Raw genomic sequence first — 20,621 nt, 5'->3', positions numbered from 1 at the left:
CCCGGCGTTCCTGTGACCATACCAATTTCAGAACAGCTGGAAATCATCAAACATGGTTGCAGCGAGACTCTGCCCGAAGACGAACTGGAGCAAAAGCTTGCTTTAAATCGCCCGCTCAGGGTCAAGGCCGGGTTTGACCCCACGGCACCCGACCTGCACCTGGGTCATACCGTTCTGCTCAACAAGATTCGCCATTTACAGGATTTAGGGCATCGCGCCCTATTCCTGATTGGTGATTTTACCGGCATGATCGGCGATCCCAGCGGAAAGAATACGACGCGCCCCGTTCTTTCTCGCGAGCAAGTGGCTGAGAATGCCAAATCCTACCAGAACCAGGTCTTTCGCATACTCAGGCCCGAGCAGACCGAGGTGGTATTCAATTCCAGCTGGATGGATAAGCTCAATGCAGCCGATCTGATCAAACTGGCGGCGACGCATACTGTTGCACGCATGCTGGAGCGTGAAGACTTTGGCAAACGCTACCGAAGTAATAAGGCCATCGCTATCCACGAATTTTTGTATCCGCTAATTCAGGGCTACGATTCAGTTGCGCTTAAGGCAGATATCGAACTGGGCGGCACCGATCAGAAATTCAATTTGCTGATGGGGCGGGAATTGCAGAAGCACTTCGGACAATTACCGCAGTGTATTATTACCATGCCGCTTCTTGAGGGGTTGGATGGCGTCAACAAAATGTCCAAGTCAGCTGGCAACTATATTGGCATTACCGAGAATCCCACTGATATGTTTGGCAAGCTCATGTCGATTTCCGATGAGTTGATGTGGCGATATATCGAGCTATTATCATTTGAGCCTGTCAGCATCATTCGTCAGTGGCAGCAGGAAGTGAGAGGCGGCCGCAACCCGCGCGATGTCAAAGTGATGTTCGCGCAAGAGCTCGTTGCCCGCTTCCACAGCACACACGACGCAGAATCTGCGTTAGTCGACTTTGAGGCGCGATTCAGGCGCGGTGGCGTACCAGATGACATGCCTCAAAAGATGTTGTATACTGACGCTGAAGGGTTGCAAATTACACAGTTACTTAAGCAAGCCGGACTAACCGCCAGTACGACAGAGGCGCTACGCTTGATCGAACAGGGTGGCGTAAGGTTGAATGGCGAAAAAGTCAGCGACAAGACCGTCAAATTAGGTCGTGGTGAAACCGCAGTAGTGCAAGTAGGCAAGCGAAAATTCGCCAGGGTAACGATCTCCTCTTAGTAAAAATAAGAAGTTTGAAAAAAACCCTTGACTCTGTTTTTAGTATCCGTATAATGCCGCCTTTCCCTGTGAAGCTTTAAGTTCGCTAAACAGACCGCTCTTTAAAAATTTACAGCCGATAGGTGTGGGCGCTTGAATCGGGACATCCGGTTATCTTCGTCTTTAAGGCGAAATAGCCGGAAATTCAAGATTCAGAGTGCTCGCACAATGTAATAAGATTCTGGCAAATATTCCTCTAACCAGGAATAAAAACTGGAATCATGAAATACGTCAAGCGAGAGTTTTACCAGTATTAAACTGAAGAGTTTGATCCTGGCTCAGATTGAACGCTGGCGGCATGCTTTACACATGCAAGTCGAACGGCAGCACGGGGGCAACCCTGGTGGCGAGTGGCGAACGGGTGAGTAATGCATCGGAACGTATCTTCAAGTGGGGGATAACGCACCGAAAGGTGTGCTAATACCGCATAATCTCTACGGAGAAAAGCAGGGGATCGCAAGACCTTGCGCTTTTGGAGCGGCCGATGTCTGATTAGCTAGTTGGTGAGGTAAAGGCTTACCAAGGCTTCGATCAGTAGCTGGTCTGAGAGGACGACCAGCCACACTGGGACTGAGACACGGCCCAGACTCCTACGGGAGGCAGCAGTGGGGAATTTTGGACAATGGGGGAAACCCTGATCCAGCCATGCCGCGTGAGTGAAGAAGGCCTTCGGGTTGTAAAGCTCTTTCAGCCGGAACGAAACGGTCACGGCTAATACCTGTGATCACTGACGGTACCGGAAGAAGAAGCACCGGCTAACTACGTGCCAGCAGCCGCGGTAATACGTAGGGTGCGAGCGTTAATCGGAATTACTGGGCGTAAAGCGTGCGCAGGCGGTTTTGTAAGTCAGATGTGAAATCCCCGGGCTCAACCTGGGAACTGCGTTTGAAACTACAAGGCTAGAGTGTAGCAGAGGGGGGTGGAATTCCACGTGTAGCAGTGAAATGCGTAGAGATGTGGAGGAACACCGATGGCGAAGGCAGCCCCCTGGGTTAACACTGACGCTCAGGCACGAAAGCGTGGGGAGCAAACAGGATTAGATACCCTGGTAGTCCACGCCCTAAACGATGTCAACTAGTTGTCGGGTCTTAACGGGCTTGGTAACGCAGCTAACGCGTGAAGTTGACCGCCTGGGGAGTACGGTCGCAAGATTAAAACTCAAAGGAATTGACGGGGACCCGCACAAGCGGTGGATTATGTGGATTAATTCGATGCAACGCGAAAAACCTTACCTACCCTTGACATGTACCGAAGCCCGCTGAGAGGTGGGTGTGCCCGAAAGGGAGCGGTAACACAGGTGCTGCATGGCTGTCGTCAGCTCGTGTCGTGAGATGTTGGGTTAAGTCCCGCAACGAGCGCAACCCTTGTCATTAATTGCCATCATTCAGTTGGGCACTTTAATGAGACTGCCGGTGACAAACCGGAGGAAGGTGGGGATGACGTCAAGTCCTCATGGCCCTTATGGGTAGGGCTTCACACGTAATACAATGGCGCGTACAGAGGGTTGCCAACCCGCGAGGGGGAGCCAATCTCAGAAAGCGCGTCGTAGTCCGGATCGGAGTCTGCAACTCGACTCCGTGAAGTCGGAATCGCTAGTAATCGCGGATCAGCATGTCGCGGTGAATACGTTCCCGGGTCTTGTACACACCGCCCGTCACACCATGGGAGTGGGTTCCACCAGAAGCAGGTAGTCTAACCGCAAGGAGGGCGCCTGCCACGGTGAGATTCATGACTGGGGTGAAGTCGTAACAAGGTAGCCGTAGGGGAACCTGCGGCTGGATCACCTCCTTTCTAGAGAAATTCCTGTTTCAAGCGCTCACAACCTATCGGTTGTCTAAAAAAGCAAAGCTAGGGGGCTAAGGAGCCATAGGCTAGTGACGACAAAAGCCCATCTCTTTGTTTCCAGGCTCTGTTCAGGGTCTGTAGCTCAGTTGGTTAGAGCACACGCTTGATAAGCGTGGGGTCGGTGGTTCAAATCCACCCAGACCCACCAACTAAAGGGGGTGTAGCTCAGATGGGAGAGCACCTGCTTTGCAAGCAGGGGGTCATCGGTTCGATCCCGTTCACCTCCACCAGTTCAGAAATCGGAACTCACGTGAATCTACTTAGAAAGTAGAAGTAAACGACAACGTTTACTTCTGGTTTTTACCAGCGGCTGTATTTCGGGAATAGCGCGGAAAGTATCCGGGTAGTTATATTATCACTCCCTGATTCTTTACCAAACTGTTTCTCGACGTTCTTTAAAAATTTGGAAGAAGTAAAGTATTTCATATCCGATGAATACGTGCGCCCTTAATTGGAGCTTGTATTCCGAGGATACGAAATAATGGGTTAGATTGTATCGACTCATCGCGTTTTTAGTCGGACGCGATGTGAGCAAACAACTATAACCAGATGGTTTGGAAGATAAAACGAAGACTCCGGGTTTCAGGCCGGCTTCCGACTGCTTCCTAAGCCCTTAAGGTTATAGGATCAAGCGAATAAGTGCATGTGGTGGATGCCTTGGCGATTACAGGCGATGAAGGGCGTGGTAGCCTGCGAAAAGCTCCGGGGAGCTGGCAAACAAGCATTGATCCGGAGATGTCCGAATGGGGAAACCCGGCCCGCAAGGGTCAACGTTGGCTGAATATATAGGCCAATCGTGGCGAACCTGGCGAACTGAAACATCTAAGTAGCCAGAGGAACAGAAATCAACCGAGATTCCCAGAGTAGTGGCGAGCGAAATGGGAGGAGCCTCCAATCTTTAGCATCTGAACTAGCCGAACCGTCTGGAAAGTCGGGCCATAGTGGGTGATAGCCCCGTAGGCGAAAGTTTGAATGTGGAACTAGGATTGGGACAAGTAGGGCGGGACACGAGAAATCCTGTCTGAATATGGGGGGACCATCCTCCAAGGCTAAATACTCGTAATCGACCGATAGTGAACCAGTACCGTGAGGGAAAGGCGAAAAGAACCCCGGGAGGGGAGTGAAATAGATCCTGAAACCGCATGCATACAAACAGTGGGAGCGGACTTGTTCCGTGACTGCGTACCTTTTGTATAATGGGTCAGCGACTTACATTCAGTAGCGAGCTTAACCGAATAGGGGAGGCATAGCGAAAGCGAGTCTTAATAGGGCGATTAGTTGCTGGGTGTAGACCCGAAACCAGATGATCTACTCATGGCCAGGATGAAGCGGGGGTAACACCTCGTGGAGGTCCGAACCCACTAATGTTGAAAAATTAGGGGATGAGCTGTGGGTAGGGGTGAAAGGCTAAACAAATCTGGAAATAGCTGGTTCTCTCCGAAAACTATTTAGGTAGTGCCTCACGTATCACCTTCGGGGGTAGAGCACTGTTATGGCTAGGGGGCCGTTTAGGCCTACCAAACCATGGCAAACTCCGAATACCGAAGAGTGCGAGCGTGGGAGTCAGACATCGGGTGCTAACGTCCGGTGTCGAAAGGGAAACAACCCAGACCCTCAGCTAAGGTCCCAAAGACACAGTTAAGTGGTAAACGAAGTGGGAAGGCTAAAACAGTCAGGAGGTTGGCTTAGAAGCAGCCATCCTTTAAAGAAAGCGTAATAGCTCACTGATCGAGTCGTCCTGCGCGGAAGATGTAACGGGGCTCAAACTGTGCACCGAAGCTAGGGATTTACACGCAAGTGTAGATGGTAGGAGAGCGTTCCGTAGGCCTGCGAAGGTGGCTTGAGAAGGCTGCTGGAGGTATCGGAAGTGCGAATGCTGACATGAGTAGCGATAAAGGGAGTGAAAAGCTCCCTCGCCGTAAGCCCAAGGTTTCCTGCGCAACGTTCATCGGCGCAGGGTGAGTCGGCCCCTAAGGTGAGGCAGAAATGCGTAGCTGATGGGAAACTGTTTAATATTCCAGTACCTTTATTCAATGCGATGTGGGGACGGAGAAGGTTAGCTCGGCCGGGTGTTGGACGTCCCGGTTGAAGCGTGTAGACGTGCTGCCCAGGCAAATCCGGGCGGCTTAGTTGAGGCGTGATAACGAAACGCCCTTCGGGGCGCCAAGTGAGTGATACCCTGCTTCCAGGAAAAGCCACTAAGCTTCAGTTGAATGAAGACCGTACCGAAAACCGACACAGGTGGGCGGGATGAAAATTCCAAGGCGCTTGAGAGAACTCAGGAGAAGGAACTCGGCAAATTGACACCGTAACTTCGGGATAAGGTGTGCCCCCGGTACGTGTAGCGCCTTGCGCGTGAAGCGGATGGGGGTTGCAAAGAAATGGTGGCTGCGACTGTTTAATAAAAACACAGCACTCTGCAAACACGAAAGTGGACGTATAGAGTGTGACGCCTGCCCGGTGCCGGAAGGTTAATTGATGGGGTGCAAGCTCTTGATCGAAGCCCCGGTAAACGGCGGCCGTAACTATAACGGTCCTAAGGTAGCGAAATTCCTTGTCGGGTAAGTTCCGACCTGCACGAATGGCGTAACGATGGCCACACTGTCTCCTCCTGAGACTCAGCGAAGTTGAAATGTTTGTGAAGATGCAATCTCCCCGCGGCTAGACGGAAAGACCCCGTGCACCTTTACTGTAGCTTTACATTGGACTTTGACAATATCTGTGTAGGATAGGTGGGAGGCGTTGAAGTGGACTCGCTAGAGTTCATGGAGCCGACGTTGAAATACCACCCTGGTATTGTTGAGGTTCTAACCTGGGTCCATTATCTGGATCGGGGACCGTGTATGGTAGGCAGTTTGACTGGGGCGGTCTCCTCCCAAAGTGTAACGGAGGAGTACGAAGGTACGCTAGGTACGGTCGGAAATCGTGCTGATAGTGCAATGGCAAAAGCGTGCTTGACTGCGAGACTGACAAGTCGAGCAGATGCGAAAGCAGGTCATAGTGATCCGGTGGTTCTGTATGGAAGGGCCATCGCTCAACGGATAAAAGGTACGCCGGGGATAACAGGCTGATTCCTCCCAAGAGTTCATATCGACGGGGGAGTTTGGCACCTCGATGTCGGCTCATCACATCCTGGGGCTGTAGCCGGTCCCAAGGGTATGGCTGTTCGCCATTTAAAGTGGTACGTGAGCTGGGTTTAAAACGTCGTGAGACAGTTTGGTCCCTATCTGCCGTGGGCGTTGGAAGTTTGAGGGGACCTGCTCCTAGTACGAGAGGACCGGAGTGGACGCACCTCTGGTGTACCGGTTATGACGCCAGTCGTATCGCCGGGTAGCTAAGTGCGGAAGAGATAACCGCTGAAAGCATCTAAGCGGGAAACTCGCCTCAAGATAAGACTTCCCGGGGGTAAAACCCCCCTAAAGGTTCGTCGAAGACCACGACGTTGATAGGTCGGGTGTGGAAGCGCAGTAATGTGTTAAGCTAACCGATACTAATTGACCGTGAGGCTTGATCCTATAACCTTAAGCAAGGCATGAAATATGAAGAATAAAAAATCAATTCATACATTTTCATGTCGTGTAAGTTGTTTCGCCAATACAAACTAATCCAGATTTACTTCTTCCAGATCAGTGGCTTTCGATAGAAGCCCAAGACTTATAGTCATGGCTTCCATTGTTTGTCATTAAAAGTTACGCTTGGCGGTCATAGCGCTTTGGACCCACCCCTTCCCATCTCGAACAGGGTCGTGAAACGAAGTCGCGCCGATGATAGTGTGTTTTCACATGCGAAAGTAGGTCACTGCCAGGCACCTTATAAAAAGCCCCGTTCTTGGAACGGGGCTTTTTTTTTTCGCCCAGCATGGGCGCACTCCTGTGGTGCAAGTCCCGCCGTATGTTGTTCACAGCGAGCGAAGCAAAGCGCAACTGCATGAGGCTAGCCGAATGCGGGGGCGGAAGCGTGGAGGGAAGCAATGACTCGAGGAACAGAATCGGATAGAAGGTGCTGTCAAGCAGAGCCTGGGCGAGAAGTTAAAAGAAGCTATAGTAGCTGCCGATACAAGGGAGAAGGGCTGAACCACGGGAAATATTCAAGGACCTCGTTATTGAATGCTACGTGCTAGACGTCTGCGCTCGCTCCCTTAACGCTATTTGGAGGGGACTAAGCCAATCTTGCGCCAGGCTGGATTTCAAGGCGAATGGTAAGGAGATTCATTATGAACCCACAGCGGTTTTTATCCCCCTGTTTTTTGTCCCTGATGCTGGCGTTGGTCTTCTGCTTCGCAACGGGACGTGCCGTCGCGCAACCGGGCAATGAACCTTATCGGGCAGTAGTTGGCGTCGATGGGGTGCAACACGTGAATATCCTGGCGGGAGACTATTTTTTCAGGCCCAAGCACATCATCGTCAAAGTTAATATGCCTGTAATGTTCGTGGTTCGCGTGGAACCGGGGATCATTCCTCATGGCTTTGTACTCAGGGCGCCCAGAGCGAATATCTCGATCGATGAAAATCTGAGCCGGGAGTCCAAAATATTCACCTTCACCCCAAGCGCGCCTGGCACGTATGCTTTCTATTGCCCCGAAAAGCTGCTCTTTCTCAAAAGCCACAGGGAACACGGGATGGAGGGCATTCTAGAAGTTGTTGAGTAGCTGGCACTGATCGCGACTTGGCGTTCTTGTTTTGCTTTTTTTGGCCCGGAAGGGTCTAAATGTGGCGATATTCCTTCTCAAAAACTCAGATAGTGTTTCGAACGAACTCTCGTTTTCCTTTTCTGCTACTAAAACATCGATGCTGGCAAACCTCTCAGTGTATCCGAGCCGGGAATAGATCGAAGCGTGAAGGTTTGATGAAAACCTGATCACCCGGGATTAATTGTAATTCGCGAAAGCGCTCCTTGCTGATTTCGACCTGAATCAGTTCCTTGCTATTGTTGCCGTCGCCGTCGCGGATCAGCTCAAGACGCACTACGGGGCCGACCGAGAGAATATGAGATACGCGCGCCTCAAGCGCGCCGCTACCGTTAACCACCCGGTCCACGTGGATATCATGAGGACGCACGTAAGCTATCGCCGCCAGTTCCTCTGCTTCTATGTGCTCGGGCGCGTCAACCTCGATCCCGTCTATCCAGGCTCGCCCCTTATGTAACCGGCCGTGGAACAGATTCACCTTGCCTAGAAATTCGTACACAAACGGACTTGCCGGCTGCTCATACACCTCATCCGGCGTGCCGATCTGCTCGATGCGGCCCTCATTCATAACCACTACCCGGTCAGCCACTTCCAGCGCTTCCTCCTGATCATGGGTAACGAACACGCTGGTGATATGCATTTCGTCGTGTAGCCTTCGCAACCAGGCGCGGAGTTCCTTACGTACCTTGGCGTCGAGCGCTCCAAAAGGCTCGTCCAATAACAATACTTTAGGTTCGACGGCCAAAGCCCGCGCAAGGGCGACGCGCTGGCGCTGGCCCCCAGAAAGCTGGTGCGGGTGGCGGTCGGCCAGCCAGTCGAGTTGTACCAGCTTCAGCAAATTATGCACGCGGTCGCTGATCTCTGTATTGGTCGGGCGGACGTTTTTCGCACGGACGCGCAAGCCGAATGCGACATTCTCGAAGATGGTCATATTCCGGAACAGCGCATAGTGCTGAAATACGAAACCTACCCGGCGCTCACGCACATGCTGTCCGGTTGCGTCTTCGCCCTGGAACAGAACATGGCCGGCATCGGCAGCCTCCAGCCCCGCAATTACACGCAGTAATGTTGTCTTTCCGGAGCCCGACGGCCCGAGCAATGCAAGCAATTCACCCGTGCGGACCTCAAGGCTGACGTCTCGTAATGCAGCGAAATTTCCAAATTGCTTAGAAAGATTACGTACTTCGATGCTCATTGGCATTCTCCGTTTGCTGCTTGTTTCTGGATTCAACGAACGCCTTCAGCGCAAGCGTCACCAATGCAAGCAACGCCAGCAGCGACGCGACCGCAAAGGCAGCAGCAAAGTTATATTCGTTGTAGAGGATCTCGACATGAAGCGGCAGGGTATTGGTACTGCCGCGAATGTGGCCCGATACCACGGATACCGCGCCGAATTCGCCCATTGCCCGGGCATTGCAGAGGATGACGCCATACAACAAACCCCATTTGATGTTCGGGAGCGTCACACGGAAGAATATCTGCCAGCCGTTGGCGCCCAGTACCACCGCCGCTTCCTCCTCTTCGGTGCCCTGTGCCTGCATCAATGGGATAAGCTCACGGGCGATAAAGGGGACAGTTACGAAGATAGTGGCGAGGACGATGCCGGGTATCGCAAAAATTATCTTGATGTCGTTTTCCGCCAGCCAGGGTCCCAACCAGCCTTGCAGGCCGAAGATAAGCACATAGATCAGTCCCGCTACCACTGGCGAAACCGAGAAAGGCAAATCGATAAGCGTTATCAGCAGGCTCTTGCCGCGGAACTCGAACTTGGCAATAGCCCAAGCGGCCGCTACGCCGAATATCAAGTTGAGTGGTACGGCGATCGCCGCCGCGGTCAGGGTAAGCTCGATCGCCGCTACTGCATCAGGTTCGGTGATGGCGGCCACGTAGACATCCACGCCTTTTTTCAGGGCTTCGTAGAAGACCAGGATCAGGGGGATGAAGAGGAACAGCGCCAGGAAGGCGAGCGCCAGCCCAATCAAAACCCACCGTACCCAGCCAGGTTCGTCCGTGGCCACCCGACGCTTGCCGGTGGGAATTGGAAGGGCGGTTGCACTCATCGGCGCATCCTCATATGGCGGCGCTCCGGCGTCTGCTCCACCACTGCAGCAGATTGATGATCAGCAGCATCACAAACGAAATTACGAGCATTACCACTGCCAATGCCGTGGCGCCCGCATAATCGTATTGCTCAAGCTTGGTAACGATCAGGAGAGGCGTGATCTCCGATATCATCGGCATATTGCCGGCAATAAAAATTACCGAACCGTATTCACCGATGGCGCGGGCGAAGGCGAGCGCAAAGCCGGTTGTCAGGGCCGGAAAAATCGTGGGAAAAATGACTTTAACGAAAGTTTGCAGCCGGGATGCACCCAGTGTAGCGGCTGCTTCCTCCAATTCCCATTCGATGTCTTCGAGTACCGGCTGTACCGTTCTTACGACGAAAGGCAAACCGATGAAGGTCAGTGCGATAAAAATACCAATTGGCGTAAAAGCAATCTTGATTCCAAGCGGTTCGAAATATTGGCCGATCCAGCCATTTCCGGAATAGAGTGCAGTCAGTACAATGCCCGCCACCGCTGTCGGCAACGCAAACGGAAGGTCTACCAATGCATCCACCAGTTTCTTGCCCCGAAAGCGATAACGTACCAGTATCCACGCCACCAGAAAACCGAATACGGCATTGACCAGCGCCGCTGCAAATGAAGCGCCGAACGTCAATCGGTACGATGCCATTACCCGTGGAGTCGTGACCATGGCCCAAAATTCCGGCCATGTGAGCGCAGACGTACGGATGAATGCAGCCGACAGTGGGATAAGCACGATCAGGCTCAGATAAACCAGGGTAAATCCAAGTGCCAGGTTGAACCCCGGCAGAACGCTATGTCGTTTGAACATACTCAACCTTGCACTCCGGTTTTCCGGTTAGCTGAAATTTATACCCGCATCCGTCGATCGGCCTTCTGCAGGTTGATGCACATTCCCGGCAGCGTCTGGCTCATCCACTTCGAGCATCCGGGCTGGTTCCCCAAGAAAGCGACCTTGCAATAAATCAGCACCCGTGCGAACCGCGGAAATCACCTGCTGCCTGGTTTCGATACCAGTTACCAGGATGGCAGCCCCCAAGCGATGGGCTGTGTCCAGCAGCGTATCTGTTCCATCATGTTGCAGCAGCGTGGAAGCATTCAGCCTTACGATGTCCGGATATAGGCTTCCCAGCTCCGTCATGCTCTCGTCATTTGCGCCGCTGTGATTCGCTGCGACGCGATACCCACGCGAACGATAGTTTCCGATGACGTGCTTGAGCAACCTCAAGTCGCGATTCACCTCGCTCGGAATCTCGATCACCACGCGCGAGGTTCTGATTCCGATGAGATTCAGTATGTTCTCAAACGCTAGTCCGTGATCGTCCTTGACGCTCTCCAGAAGGCGAGGCTGTACGCTGACAAAAAGACTGCCCTGCCCTGAGGCAACCCTGAAATAATTGATCGCATGTAGCGTACGGCAGAGGCGATCCAGGCTGACCAGTAAAGTGTCCTCGGAAGCCAGTGCGAAAACTCCCCAGGGCGACAACACAGCATCGCGGTCCGGCTTGGAACGGATGTAAGCAGAATGCCCCACCACACGGCGTCTAATTGCATCGAATACTGGCTGAAAGACGCTGGATAGCTCATTGTTGAAAAAATAGCCAGCTACCCCGCCATCTTCCGCGCGCTGTAAAAGATGATCGGTAACTGCCTGGATTTGCTCAAATTCATAATGTTTATTTGTCGCTTCCATATTCACGTGCCTCTCCTTCTTCAGGCATGAATCCGGTTCATCCCGGTAAAGTTGCCTGGATGCCAGCGTGTCAATCCGTTCATGAATCCGGACCCGAGTGCGTCGCAGCTGCGACAGGAATTCTCCGCCAAGTCGAGACTCCTCAGCTTTTCGCGCAGGTCATGCGTCGAGCTGCGGCAGAACACCAGCGGTATGTCTTTTCTATACGCTTGCTGCTTTAAAGCGTTCGACACACCATGGCTGACATAATCATGCAGTATCACCACTAGCCTGGCGCTAACAGGAATCGCGCGCTTGGTAACTCTTGGTTGTCGGCCATCCCAGTGTTCGACGCGCCTCAAGCCGTGCGCGAGAAGTTCCCGCTTTAACATTTCAATGTAATCTCCGCCGATGATTAATGCTGTCATGTCAGGGCCCCCGATATACGATTTACTCCAGCCAGCCAAAGTTTTCATTGCTGATAAATCTGGTCGAACGTGCCCCCATCCGCAAAATGCAGCTTATGCGCGTTCTTCCAGCCGCCAAACGTGTCATCAATCTTGAACAGCTTGATGGCGGGGAATCGATCTGCATATTTCGCCGCAACCTTCGAATCGGTGGGCCGGTAGAAGTTTCTCGCGGCGATTTCCTGGCCCTGTTCCGAGTAGAGATACGTTAGATAAGCTTCCGCCACATCGCGCGTGCCCTTCCTGTCGATGACCTTGTCTATCACGGTGACGGGCGGCTCAGCCAGGATGCTGATCGACGGCGCGACAATCTCGAATTTACCGACACCGAGCTCCTTGATGGCCAGGAAGGCCTCGTTTTCCCAGGAGATGAAGACATCACCAATGCCCCGCTCCACGAAAGTCGTGGTAGAACCTCGTGCCCCGGAATCCAGCACGGGAACATTCCTGTAAATCCTGGCCACAAACTCCTTTGCCTTGGCGTCATTACCATAGCTCCGCTTCCCATACTCCCAGGCCGCCAGATAATTCCAGCGCGCGCCTCCCGAAGTTTTGGGGTTGGGGGTAATTACGGATATGCCTGGTCTGGCAAGGTCGTTCCAGTCCTTGATATTCTTGGGATTGCCTTTACGTACCAGCAGTACGATGGTCGATGTATAGGGTGTGCCGTTATGTGGCAAACGCTTCTGCCAATCTCCTGGAATCAGCTTTGCCTTCTCTGCAATTTCGTTGATATCATTGGCCAGGGCCAGTGTCACCACATCAGCATCAAGGCCATCGATGACGGACCGTGCCTGCTTGCCGGAGCCACCGTGGGACTGCTTGATGGCGACCTTTTCCCCGGTCTTTGTCTCCCAGTGCTTCACGAATGCCGCGTTGAACTCCTGATAAAGTTCACGCGTTGGATCATAGGAAACATTCAATAGCGTTCTGTCCGCTGACGCGCTTCCGCCAGTGAGGAGACCTCCAATCAGCAGACCTGTTGTCAGCCATGGTTTGAGTTTCATAAATTCCTCTAATGAGTTAGTAGGGATAAGCCAAAATTTGGTTGAGAAGCTTAAAAAGCACTGACTACCACTTCAACATAAAAAAAGTCGGAACTGCCGGGGCTTTTGCCAAGTGCCGCTACCTGTCTGTTACGCGTGAACTCACCACTTGTAAAATGTGAGTAACCCACAGTTGTGCTGATATGTTTCGCAATCTTGTAGCGTGCACGAATATCAAAGGAGTGGCCAATGAAATCACCGCTTCTTCCGGTAATATCCCGATTAAAACCGGGGTTGGGGCGCGCACTCGTATTGCCATCAAGGAGATTGTTAAAGCGATCCGTACTGCTGGCTAGCCAGAACCAACTGTAACCGCCATCTATACGCAAGTCCGCTGTCGGCTGAAACTCAAGCTTGACTTTGGGCGCCTTGATGTTTTCGAAAACGATGTAATCGTCCGCCGACCAGGGCCGCGCAAAACCAAAGAACCGCTCAAAGCGATTGTTTACACCATCATTGGGATGCCGATCACCGCTTGCATACCCATAAAACGCGCTGATACGGGGTTTCCAACCGTACTCGAGGTTATATCCCACCTCAGTGATATAAGCATGCGCCTCATGTTCTTCTGTGCCATTCCGTCCGAACTGATAGATCAGGTTGAAATCGAAGTCCAGACCGGTATTCCCTATTTTGCCGTAACCTCTCAGGGCAGGCGCGTGAATATGCCGGTCGATCTGCCCTGTCTTGCTTCCATCCTGCGTAAGGCCCATGTAATACGGCTGGAGTGTGATAATGTCAGACCACTTCCGCCAATGGCCGATTGCACCATAGAACCACTGATTCTCGATGCGCTCGTCAAACTCGGTCAGCAGGCGCTTGACAGGTTGGTAAGCCCATAAATCAACTTCCCAGTCGTTTGCTTCCTGGCCCAGATTGAGTCGAAAACCCTCGAACGTGTTCGTGGTATTACGCCATTCGTTCCGGCCGATCAGACGTCGATCCAATGCCTCATATGCCATGCGGCCAACGCGAAACCTGATGGGGCGCTGTTGTTTCCGGTCGTCTTCACCCAATGCGCTTTTGAAGTAGAGCTCGCCATATGCCTGAATCAGTTCATAGTCGTTGAAATCACGGTCGTCATGCGGAAAATTGCCGTTGTAGCGGCGCGAATCCTGAAACTCGACAGCGCCCCGAAATGGATCTAGAATTTCCCTTATCCCGACATATGCGCGCGAGCGCAGCAGAAAAGGCTGGTCGAGTCTCATGTCGGTACGCCGAATATCGTTGCTGCGAAATTCGTAACGCGTCCGGTGGTCCAGGCCGATATCCAGCCAGTAGATATCCTTGAATGCTTCAATACCGGTTTTGCTGAGAGTCTGCACGTATCGAGGCGGATCGGATTCCGGTTGGGTGGAATAGCTGCTGGAAGGCTTGAAGTAGCTTGTCGATTTCTTTTCCGCTTTCGGCGAGGATGGTTTTTTCGCATCCGCTTTATTAATAGTTTCAGTAAGTTGCGACTCTAAAGCCTTGCCTTCATCTTTCCGGCCAATTCGGGCGTCTTCTTTACTCATTCCCGGCGCCTCAAATTTCCCGGTATTCACATCCGCTTGAATCACACCGACCGGCAATATTGAAATTGCAGATGCGAGCATGATTCGCCAATAAAGTTTCATTCCTCTCTCCTGAGTCGCCCTTCCGGTATTCCGGTCAGGTGCCGCTTTAGTTTTGTCGTGTATCGCCTCCAGTCATTTGGTCGGCGTTTTTTTGCTTGCAGAGCCTTGATTTTTACCGGTCGATTCAACGGCTGGGGTCATGGAATTACGCTACCGTGGCCAAGCCGGCCCTCTTCCCTGACCCGCGCCTTAACTTATGCGAATTTTCTCGCGACACTCTATCTGCACCACCTTGCCGCCGTGAATGATTACCTCTACCGAGCCATATTCGATATTGGCGATCGCGAACAGAACCCGCTGTTTGATATCCATCGGTATCTGTTTGCCAACCTTTTCAGATCTTGCCTGTCTTTCTTCCAAACCGGGGGTTTTCGCTATCGCTACCATTCGTTTTCCCAAAGTGAGCAGTGCGGACACGAGCGAAAGTTACCAGTCGTTCCTTATAATTGAAACTAATAACATTTCATTTGCTTATCTATTTTTTTCATATTGTAAATCTGCATGGAAAATCTTCCGCATTGAAAACGTTCCAGCGCCGGGAGTGATCCTTTCTTCAATTTCCTGTCAGCGATGGATTGGACCTCAGTCTGACAAACTTTCGTGATCCAGAAGAGTTGCAGATGCCTGCGGGGATCGCACTGTCCAAACCGTATTTAATCTGGGAAAATGCCTAAAAATTAGCTGATAATGTTTGGTCTTCGAGCGCTACGGCGCTACTGCGGGTTTTTCCAATCAGTGTGGTGGGGATGAGGTTGTCGATGGGAATGATGTCCAGAAAAGAACAACACAACGTCAATAAACTGCATAAGCGGTTGAGGCGCCTTGTCGGCACGGCCATTGCGGATTTCAACATGATCGAGAATGGGGACCGCGTGATGGTATGTCTTTCGGGCGGTAAGGATAGCTATGCCTTACTAGATATCCTGCGTAATTTGCAGGCGCATGCGCCGATAGAATTCGAATTGATTGCAGTGAATCTGGACCAGAAACAGCCAGGATTCCCCGAGCACGTATTGCCGGGTTACCTCACCAGTATTGAAATGCCCTTTCAGATTGTCGAGCAGGATACCTACAGCGTGGTGAAACGCGTCATTGCGGAAGGTAAAACCACCTGCAGTCTCTGTTCCCGTTTGCGCCGCGGTGTACTCTACCGTGTTGCCGGCGAACTGGGCGCGACCAAAATCGCACTGGGGCATCATAGGGACGACATCCTCGAGACGCTGTTCCTCAACTTGTTCTATGGCGGCAAGCTGAAGACCATGCCGCCCAAGCTGGTGAGCGATGATGGCCGGCATATCGTGATCCGTCCATTGGCCTACTGTAAGGAGAAAGATCTGGCGGCTTATGCCGAGATAGAAGATTTTCCCATCATTCCTTGCAATCTGTGCGGATCGCAGAAAAATCTCCAGCGCCAAGCGGTGAAGGAAATGCTGCAGCAATGGGATAAAAAATATCCCGGCAGGCTGGAAACCATGTTTACGGCATTGCAGAATATCCAGCCTTCACATCTGGCAGATCCCACGCTCTATAATTTTCACGGGCTTAAAGCTGGAAGCGGGCCTGTTGTGGATGGCGACAAGGCTTTCGACCCGGAAATATTCGAGACTGGCATAGAAGAAATGTTGAGTTTGAGCACTGAGTCGAATGAATAGCTATTTCGCTTGACCCCCCAAAAAAATACCCGGTCTATCAATGCAAAAGTCCTTCAGGATTATTTTACTCCATACCAGTTTGATTGCTTTGCTGGCGGTGGCGTTGCCCGGCTACTCCGCTGTGCCATTCACCAACAGCAAAAACGGCTTGCCTACGTTGGCGCCGCTACTTCATGACGTAACCCCGGCGGTCGTGAATATTTCCGTGCTGACGCCTTCCGCCATCGAAGACAATCCCTTGTTTCGCGACCCGTTTTTCCGCCGTTTTTTCGATCTCCCCGATCAGGCGGCGCGCCCCGAGCGTAGTGCCGGGTCCGGCGTTATCGTGGACGCAGCAAACGGGTATGTCGTGACAAATTATCATGTGATAAAGAATGCCCGGCAGGTGATGGTCACGCTCAAGGATCGACGCCAGTTCCAGGCGAAGCTGGTGGGAACGGACCCGGGCACGGATATCGCCGTGCTGCAGATCGATGCAAAGGATCTGCAGGCTTTACGCCTTGGCGATTCCGAGTTGCTCAACGTAGGAGACTTCGTGGTTGCGATCGGCAATCCGTTTGGCCTGGGGCAGACGGTGACCTCGGGTATCGTGAGCGCACTGGGAAGAAGCGGGCTCGATATCGAGGGTTATGAGGATTTCATACAGACCGATGCTTCCATCAATCCGGGTAATTCCGGCGGCGCGCTGGTCGATCTCAAGGGGGAGCTGATCGGTATCAACACAGCTATTGTAGGGCCATCCGGCGCCAACGTGGGCATCGGCCTCGCCATACCCAGCGTCATGGTAAAGGCCGTGCTCGATCAGATTGTGCGTTTTGGCGAAGTGAGTCGAGGCAGGCTGGGCGCGAGCGGCGAAGACATTACCTACGACTTGGCCGCATCCCTCGGGCTGCGTTCCACCGAAGGTGCGATCATCAGTACAGTCGAGCCTAACTCGACAGCGGAAAAGGCAGGCCTGCGGCCCCGTGACGTGGTGACGGCGGTTAACGGGCGACCCGTAAGAAATTCTGTCGATTTGCGCAACAAGATAGGGATGACGCCAATCGGCGAAACGATAAGCCTAAAGCTCTTGAGGGAAGGTAAAGTTATTAACGCGAAGTTCAAGATCGCGAAGCCGCTTGATGAATCGGGCACCGAGGCGGAAACAGTGCCTCAACTCGCGGGCGCAACGGTGGCTAATCTCAAAAGCGGGTCGCCACGTGGTAAGGTGGAAGGGGTGCTGGTGACCAAGGCCGATGCAAATAGTCCTGCCTGGCTGCATGGTCTGAGGCCTGGCGATATCATTGTCGGGGTCAATCGTAGAAAGATCCGCACGGTACAGGAATTTCTGGCGGTGTTGCAAATGAGCGAAGATGTCATTGTTCTCAATCTGCTGCGTGGTGATTTCCGGCTCACTCTCGTAATCCAGTAAAACGATGGTCCTGGACAAGAGCTGCCGCAGCAGTTGGAGTCGATTCCGGCTGGCGGCAGCGTTCGCGTCTAATCCCTTGCCCGAATGAATTCTTCAGACAGCACTTGATGAAGCGTGATGGAGAGCGCAGGGCGCATCGCACGCAATCTGCAATTTTTATCTTGATGTAAATCAACATGCGTAACGTGGGGAATTTTGGTTCGCGGTATAATTCCATGTTTTGCGGCAGGAAAGTCGGGATTTTATGCAGGAAAAATATCATCCACAGGAAATCGAAGCGGAAGCCCAGCGGCACTGGAACGATACCGCTGCGTTCAAAGCTGTAGAGATCCCTGGAAAGCAAAAATATTACTGTCTCTCCATGTTTCCCTATCCATCGGGTAAACTGCATATGGGGCACGTACGCAATTATACGATTGGCGACGTGCTGTCACGCTATCGCCGCATGCTGGGTTACAACGTTCTGCAACCTATGGGCTGGGATGCTTTCGGTTTGCCTGCGGAGAATGCGGCGATGCAGAACAATGTGCCGCCGGCGAAGTGGACGCACGATAACATCGCTTACATGCGCAAGCAGCTGCAGAGTCTGGGTCTGGCCATCGACTGGAGCCGCGAGCTTGCAACCTGTACTCCAGAGTACTACCGGTGGAATCAATGGCTGTTTCTCCGAATGCTGGAAAAAGGACTGGCTTACAGAACGACCGGCACGGTCAACTGGGACCCGGTCGATCAGACGGTGCTGGCCAATGAGCAGGTCATAGACGGACGGGGGTGGCGCACCGGCGCACTGGTGGAAAAGCGCGAAATCCCGATGTATTACATGAAAATTACCGCGTATGCCGATGAACTGCTGGAAACATTGGATACGCTCCCCGGTTGGCCTGAGCGGGTAAAGACCATGCAGGCAAACTGGATCGGCAAGAGCTTCGGGGTGGATGTGACGTTTCCTGCCGACGCCGAGTCCGGCATGCCCCAAGCACTGAAGGTTTTTACGACACGCGCGGATACGCTGCTGGGCGCAACTTATGTTGCTGTGGCAGCGGAACATCCTGTTGCGCTATATGCGGCGGAAAACAGGTCTGAGCTTGGCGAGTTCATCGAGGCGTGCAAGCATGGCGCCACCATGGAAGCAGAAATTGCGACTCAGGAAAAGAAAGGCATGGACACGGGGCTGTTTGTCATCCATCCGCTGACCGGTGCAAAACTTCCGGTATGGATAGCCAATTACGTACTCATGGGTTACGGCGAAGGCGCGGTAATGGCGGTGCCGGCCCACGACGAACGTGATTTTGAGTTCGCAACCAAATATTTTCTACCGATCAAGCCGGTGATCAAGCCAGTTGATTCCGATCTGGGAATGCCGCTTGCGCAAGCGTACGTGGAGTACGGTCTTACGTTTGATTCAGGCGAATTTTCCGGTCTTGTATTTCAAGCGGCTGTGGATGCAATCGCGGCGGCATTGCAGCATAAGGGATTGGGTGAAAAACGTGTGCACTACCGCCTCCGCGATTGGGGCATTTCACGTCAGCGTTACTGGGGCTGCCCTATTCCTCTCATTTATTGTGATGCGTGTGGTGTGGTACCGGTACCCGATGACCAGCTTCCCGTCGTGCTTCCGGACAATCTTGTGCCGGATGGCTCCGGCAACCCGTTAGCGAAGACCCCATCATTTTACGCGTGTCAATGTCCCCGCTGCGGCAAGCCAGCACGGCGGGAAACAGACACCATGGATACTTTCGTCGATTCCTCGTGGTATTACACCCGCTACGCCTGTGCCGACCAGAACAAGAGCATGGTCGATGCGCGTGTGGATTACTGGTTGCCGGTGGACCAATACATCGGCGGCATCGAACACGCCATTTTGCATCTCCTCTACTCTCGCTTCTGGAGCAAGGTCATGCACGATCTCGGGTTGGTCGCGTTCGACGAGCCCTTCGCCAACCTGCTGACCCAGGGCATGGTTTTGAACGAGATCATGTTTCGAAAAACGGAAACCGGGCGCATTGTCTACTTCAATCCGGTGGACGTCGATATTCAAACCGATGAGCAAGGTCGACGCATTGGCGCGTTGCTGCGCACGGATGGTCAACCGGTGGAGTTGGGTGGGATCGGCACCATGTCGAAATCCAGGAATAACGGCGTCGATCCGCAAAAACTGGTGGAACAATACGGAGCCGACACCGCAAGGCTGTTCATGATGTTCGCGAGCCCGCCCGAGCAGACCCTCGAATGGGCAGATGCCGGGATAGATGGCGCATTCCGCTTTCTGAAGCGGTTATGGAAACAGGTTTACGAACATCTACAGCAAGGCGGGCCGATTGACCGTTCGGCCCAAAATGAAGACCTCGGTCCGGAAATGCAATCCTTGCGTTACCAATTGCATCAAACTATCGCCAAGGTTGGCGATGATCTGGGCAGGCGACACACCTTCAATACCGCCATCGCAGCCGTGATGGAGTTAATGAACGCGCTTGGAAAACTGCAGGATCCCAGCCCGGCTGCGCGCGGCCTGATGCAGGAGGCGATGGAAAGCATTGTATTACTGTTATCACCCATCATTCCCCACATCTGTCACGCCCTATGGCGTGAACTTAAGCCGGGAACCGAACTCCTAGATCAGTCCTGGCCGGAAGTCGATAGCATGGCGCTTATCCAGGATGAGATTGAACTGATAGTCCAGGTCAACGGCAAACTGCGCGGCAAAATACGCGTTGCCAGAGATACGGAATCCGCGGCCATCGAGCGTTTTGCGCTGGAAAGCGAGCAGGTGCGTAAATTCGTAACTGGTGAGATCAAGAAGATCGTGGTCGTGCCGGGTAGATTGGTGAACATCGTTGTCTGAAGAAATTCCTGAACAAGCCCGACGCGGGCGCAACGGCAC

13 protein-coding genes, 2 tRNA genes and 3 rRNA genes are annotated in these 20,621 nt (G+C 52.8%); 10 read left to right on the top strand and 8 right to left on the bottom strand.

Going from position 1 to position 20,621, the window contains the following annotated elements; genetic code table 11:
- Positions 1-12: 12 nt before the first annotated feature.
- The 7 genes from tyrS to BUA28_RS02600 all read left to right on the top strand — a co-directional run bounded on the left by tyrS (position 13) and on the right by BUA28_RS02600 (position 7,750).
- Complete coding sequence (gene tyrS / locus BUA28_RS02630) at positions 13-1,218, top strand: tyrosine--tRNA ligase (protein WP_072766560.1); 1,206 nt, start codon at positions 13-15, stop codon at positions 1,216-1,218.
- Between the two features lie 294 nt (positions 1,219-1,512).
- Positions 1,513-3,048: ribosomal RNA gene (locus BUA28_RS02625) — 16S ribosomal RNA — on the top strand.
- A gap of 125 nt (positions 3,049-3,173) precedes the next feature.
- Positions 3,174-3,250: transfer RNA gene (locus tag BUA28_RS02620), tRNA-Ile, on the top strand.
- Positions 3,251-3,256: 6 nt separating this feature from the next.
- Positions 3,257-3,332, top strand: a tRNA-Ala gene (locus BUA28_RS02615).
- 395 nt (positions 3,333-3,727) lie between these two features.
- A 23S ribosomal RNA gene (locus BUA28_RS02610) occupies positions 3,728-6,617 on the top strand.
- Positions 6,618-6,796: 179 nt separating this feature from the next.
- Positions 6,797-6,909: ribosomal RNA gene (gene rrf, locus BUA28_RS02605) — 5S ribosomal RNA — on the top strand.
- Together the 16S, 23S and 5S rRNA genes with 2 tRNA genes alongside form the textbook arrangement of a ribosomal RNA operon.
- A gap of 406 nt (positions 6,910-7,315) precedes the next feature.
- Positions 7,316-7,750 carry a cupredoxin domain-containing protein gene (locus BUA28_RS02600; protein WP_143148418.1) on the top strand — a complete coding sequence of 145 codons (435 nt, stop codon included), beginning with the start codon at positions 7,316-7,318 and terminating at the stop codon, positions 7,748-7,750.
- Positions 7,751-7,904: 154 nt separating this feature from the next.
- Here the strand turns inward: BUA28_RS02600 and BUA28_RS02595 are convergent, their stop codons facing one another.
- From BUA28_RS02595 to BUA28_RS15315, 8 genes are all read right to left on the bottom strand, one after another.
- Complete coding sequence (locus BUA28_RS02595; RefSeq protein WP_072766559.1) at positions 7,905-8,984, bottom strand: sulfate/molybdate ABC transporter ATP-binding protein; 1,080 nt, start codon at positions 8,982-8,984, stop codon at positions 7,905-7,907.
- A complete protein-coding gene (cysW, locus tag BUA28_RS02590) occupies positions 8,965-9,849 on the bottom strand; it encodes a sulfate ABC transporter permease subunit CysW (RefSeq protein WP_072766558.1) in 885 nt (294 codons plus the stop codon). Before cysW ends, BUA28_RS02595 begins: the two co-directional genes overlap by 20 nt.
- A gap of 10 nt (positions 9,850-9,859) precedes the next feature.
- A complete protein-coding gene (gene cysT / locus BUA28_RS02585; protein ID WP_072766557.1) occupies positions 9,860-10,687 on the bottom strand; it encodes a sulfate ABC transporter permease subunit CysT in 828 nt (275 codons plus the stop codon).
- A 27-nt stretch (positions 10,688-10,714) separates the two neighbouring features.
- Positions 10,715-11,569, bottom strand: a complete 855-nt coding sequence (locus BUA28_RS02580) for an EAL domain-containing protein (RefSeq protein ID WP_072766556.1) — start codon at positions 11,567-11,569, stop codon at positions 10,715-10,717.
- A gap of 20 nt (positions 11,570-11,589) precedes the next feature.
- Entirely contained in the window at positions 11,590-11,976 is a 387-nt protein-coding gene (locus BUA28_RS02575) for a DUF2325 domain-containing protein (RefSeq protein ID WP_083569850.1), read from the bottom strand.
- A 44-nt stretch (positions 11,977-12,020) separates the two neighbouring features.
- Positions 12,021-13,022 (bottom strand): sulfate ABC transporter substrate-binding protein, encoded by a 1,002-nt coding sequence (locus tag BUA28_RS02570; protein ID WP_072766555.1) that lies wholly within the window; start codon positions 13,020-13,022, stop codon positions 12,021-12,023.
- A gap of 50 nt (positions 13,023-13,072) precedes the next feature.
- The gene (locus BUA28_RS02565; RefSeq protein ID WP_072766554.1) at positions 13,073-14,677 is read right to left on the bottom strand and encodes an alginate export family protein; all 1,605 of its coding nucleotides are present in this window, start codon (positions 14,675-14,677) and stop codon (positions 13,073-13,075) included.
- A gap of 189 nt (positions 14,678-14,866) precedes the next feature.
- Positions 14,867-15,094 carry a YezD family protein gene (locus tag BUA28_RS15315; protein WP_256598208.1) on the bottom strand — a complete coding sequence of 76 codons (228 nt, stop codon included), beginning with the start codon at positions 15,092-15,094 and terminating at the stop codon, positions 14,867-14,869.
- 350 nt (positions 15,095-15,444) lie between these two features.
- Between BUA28_RS15315 and ttcA the strand changes: the two genes are divergently transcribed.
- From ttcA to leuS, 3 genes are all read left to right on the top strand, one after another.
- Positions 15,445-16,329, top strand: a complete 885-nt coding sequence (ttcA, locus tag BUA28_RS02555) for a tRNA 2-thiocytidine(32) synthetase TtcA (protein ID WP_218587215.1) — start codon at positions 15,445-15,447, stop codon at positions 16,327-16,329.
- Positions 16,330-16,369: 40 nt separating this feature from the next.
- Positions 16,370-17,740, top strand: coding sequence for a Do family serine endopeptidase (locus BUA28_RS02550; protein WP_072766552.1), 1,371 nt, complete (start codon positions 16,370-16,372; stop codon positions 17,738-17,740).
- A 244-nt stretch (positions 17,741-17,984) separates the two neighbouring features.
- Positions 17,985-20,582 carry a leucine--tRNA ligase gene (gene leuS / locus BUA28_RS02545; RefSeq protein WP_072766551.1) on the top strand — a complete coding sequence of 866 codons (2,598 nt, stop codon included), beginning with the start codon at positions 17,985-17,987 and terminating at the stop codon, positions 20,580-20,582.
- Positions 20,583-20,621 lie beyond the last annotated feature (39 nt).

The organism is Nitrosospira sp. Nsp11 (assembly GCF_900142705.1).
Lineage (GTDB): Bacteria > Pseudomonadota > Gammaproteobacteria > Burkholderiales > Nitrosomonadaceae > Nitrosospira.
Note: the sequence above shows the minus strand (reverse complement) of the source record. Positions and strands in the feature narration are given on the sequence as shown.

Coding starts and splice junctions, on each gene's coding strand:
- BUA28_RS02600 (WP_143148418.1), top strand. CDS start 7,316: ATGAACCCACAGCGGTTTTTATCCCCCTGTTTTTTGTCCCTGATGCTG.
- BUA28_RS02595 (WP_072766559.1), bottom strand. CDS start 8,984: ATGAGCATCGAAGTACGTAATCTTTCTAAGCAATTTGGAAATTTCGCT.
- cysW (WP_072766558.1), bottom strand. CDS start 9,849: ATGAGTGCAACCGCCCTTCCAATTCCCACCGGCAAGCGTCGGGTGGCC.
- cysT (WP_072766557.1), bottom strand. CDS start 10,687: ATGTTCAAACGACATAGCGTTCTGCCGGGGTTCAACCTGGCACTTGGA.
- BUA28_RS02580 (WP_072766556.1), bottom strand. CDS start 11,569: ATGGAAGCGACAAATAAACATTATGAATTTGAGCAAATCCAGGCAGTT.
- BUA28_RS02575 (WP_083569850.1), bottom strand. CDS start 11,976: ATGACAGCATTAATCATCGGCGGAGATTACATTGAAATGTTAAAGCGG.
- BUA28_RS02570 (WP_072766555.1), bottom strand. CDS start 13,022: ATGAAACTCAAACCATGGCTGACAACAGGTCTGCTGATTGGAGGTCTC.
- BUA28_RS02565 (WP_072766554.1), bottom strand. CDS start 14,677: ATGAAACTTTATTGGCGAATCATGCTCGCATCTGCAATTTCAATATTG.
- ttcA (WP_218587215.1), top strand. CDS start 15,445: ATGTCCAGAAAAGAACAACACAACGTCAATAAACTGCATAAGCGGTTG.
- BUA28_RS02550 (WP_072766552.1), top strand. CDS start 16,370: ATGCAAAAGTCCTTCAGGATTATTTTACTCCATACCAGTTTGATTGCT.
- leuS (WP_072766551.1), top strand. CDS start 17,985: ATGCAGGAAAAATATCATCCACAGGAAATCGAAGCGGAAGCCCAGCGG.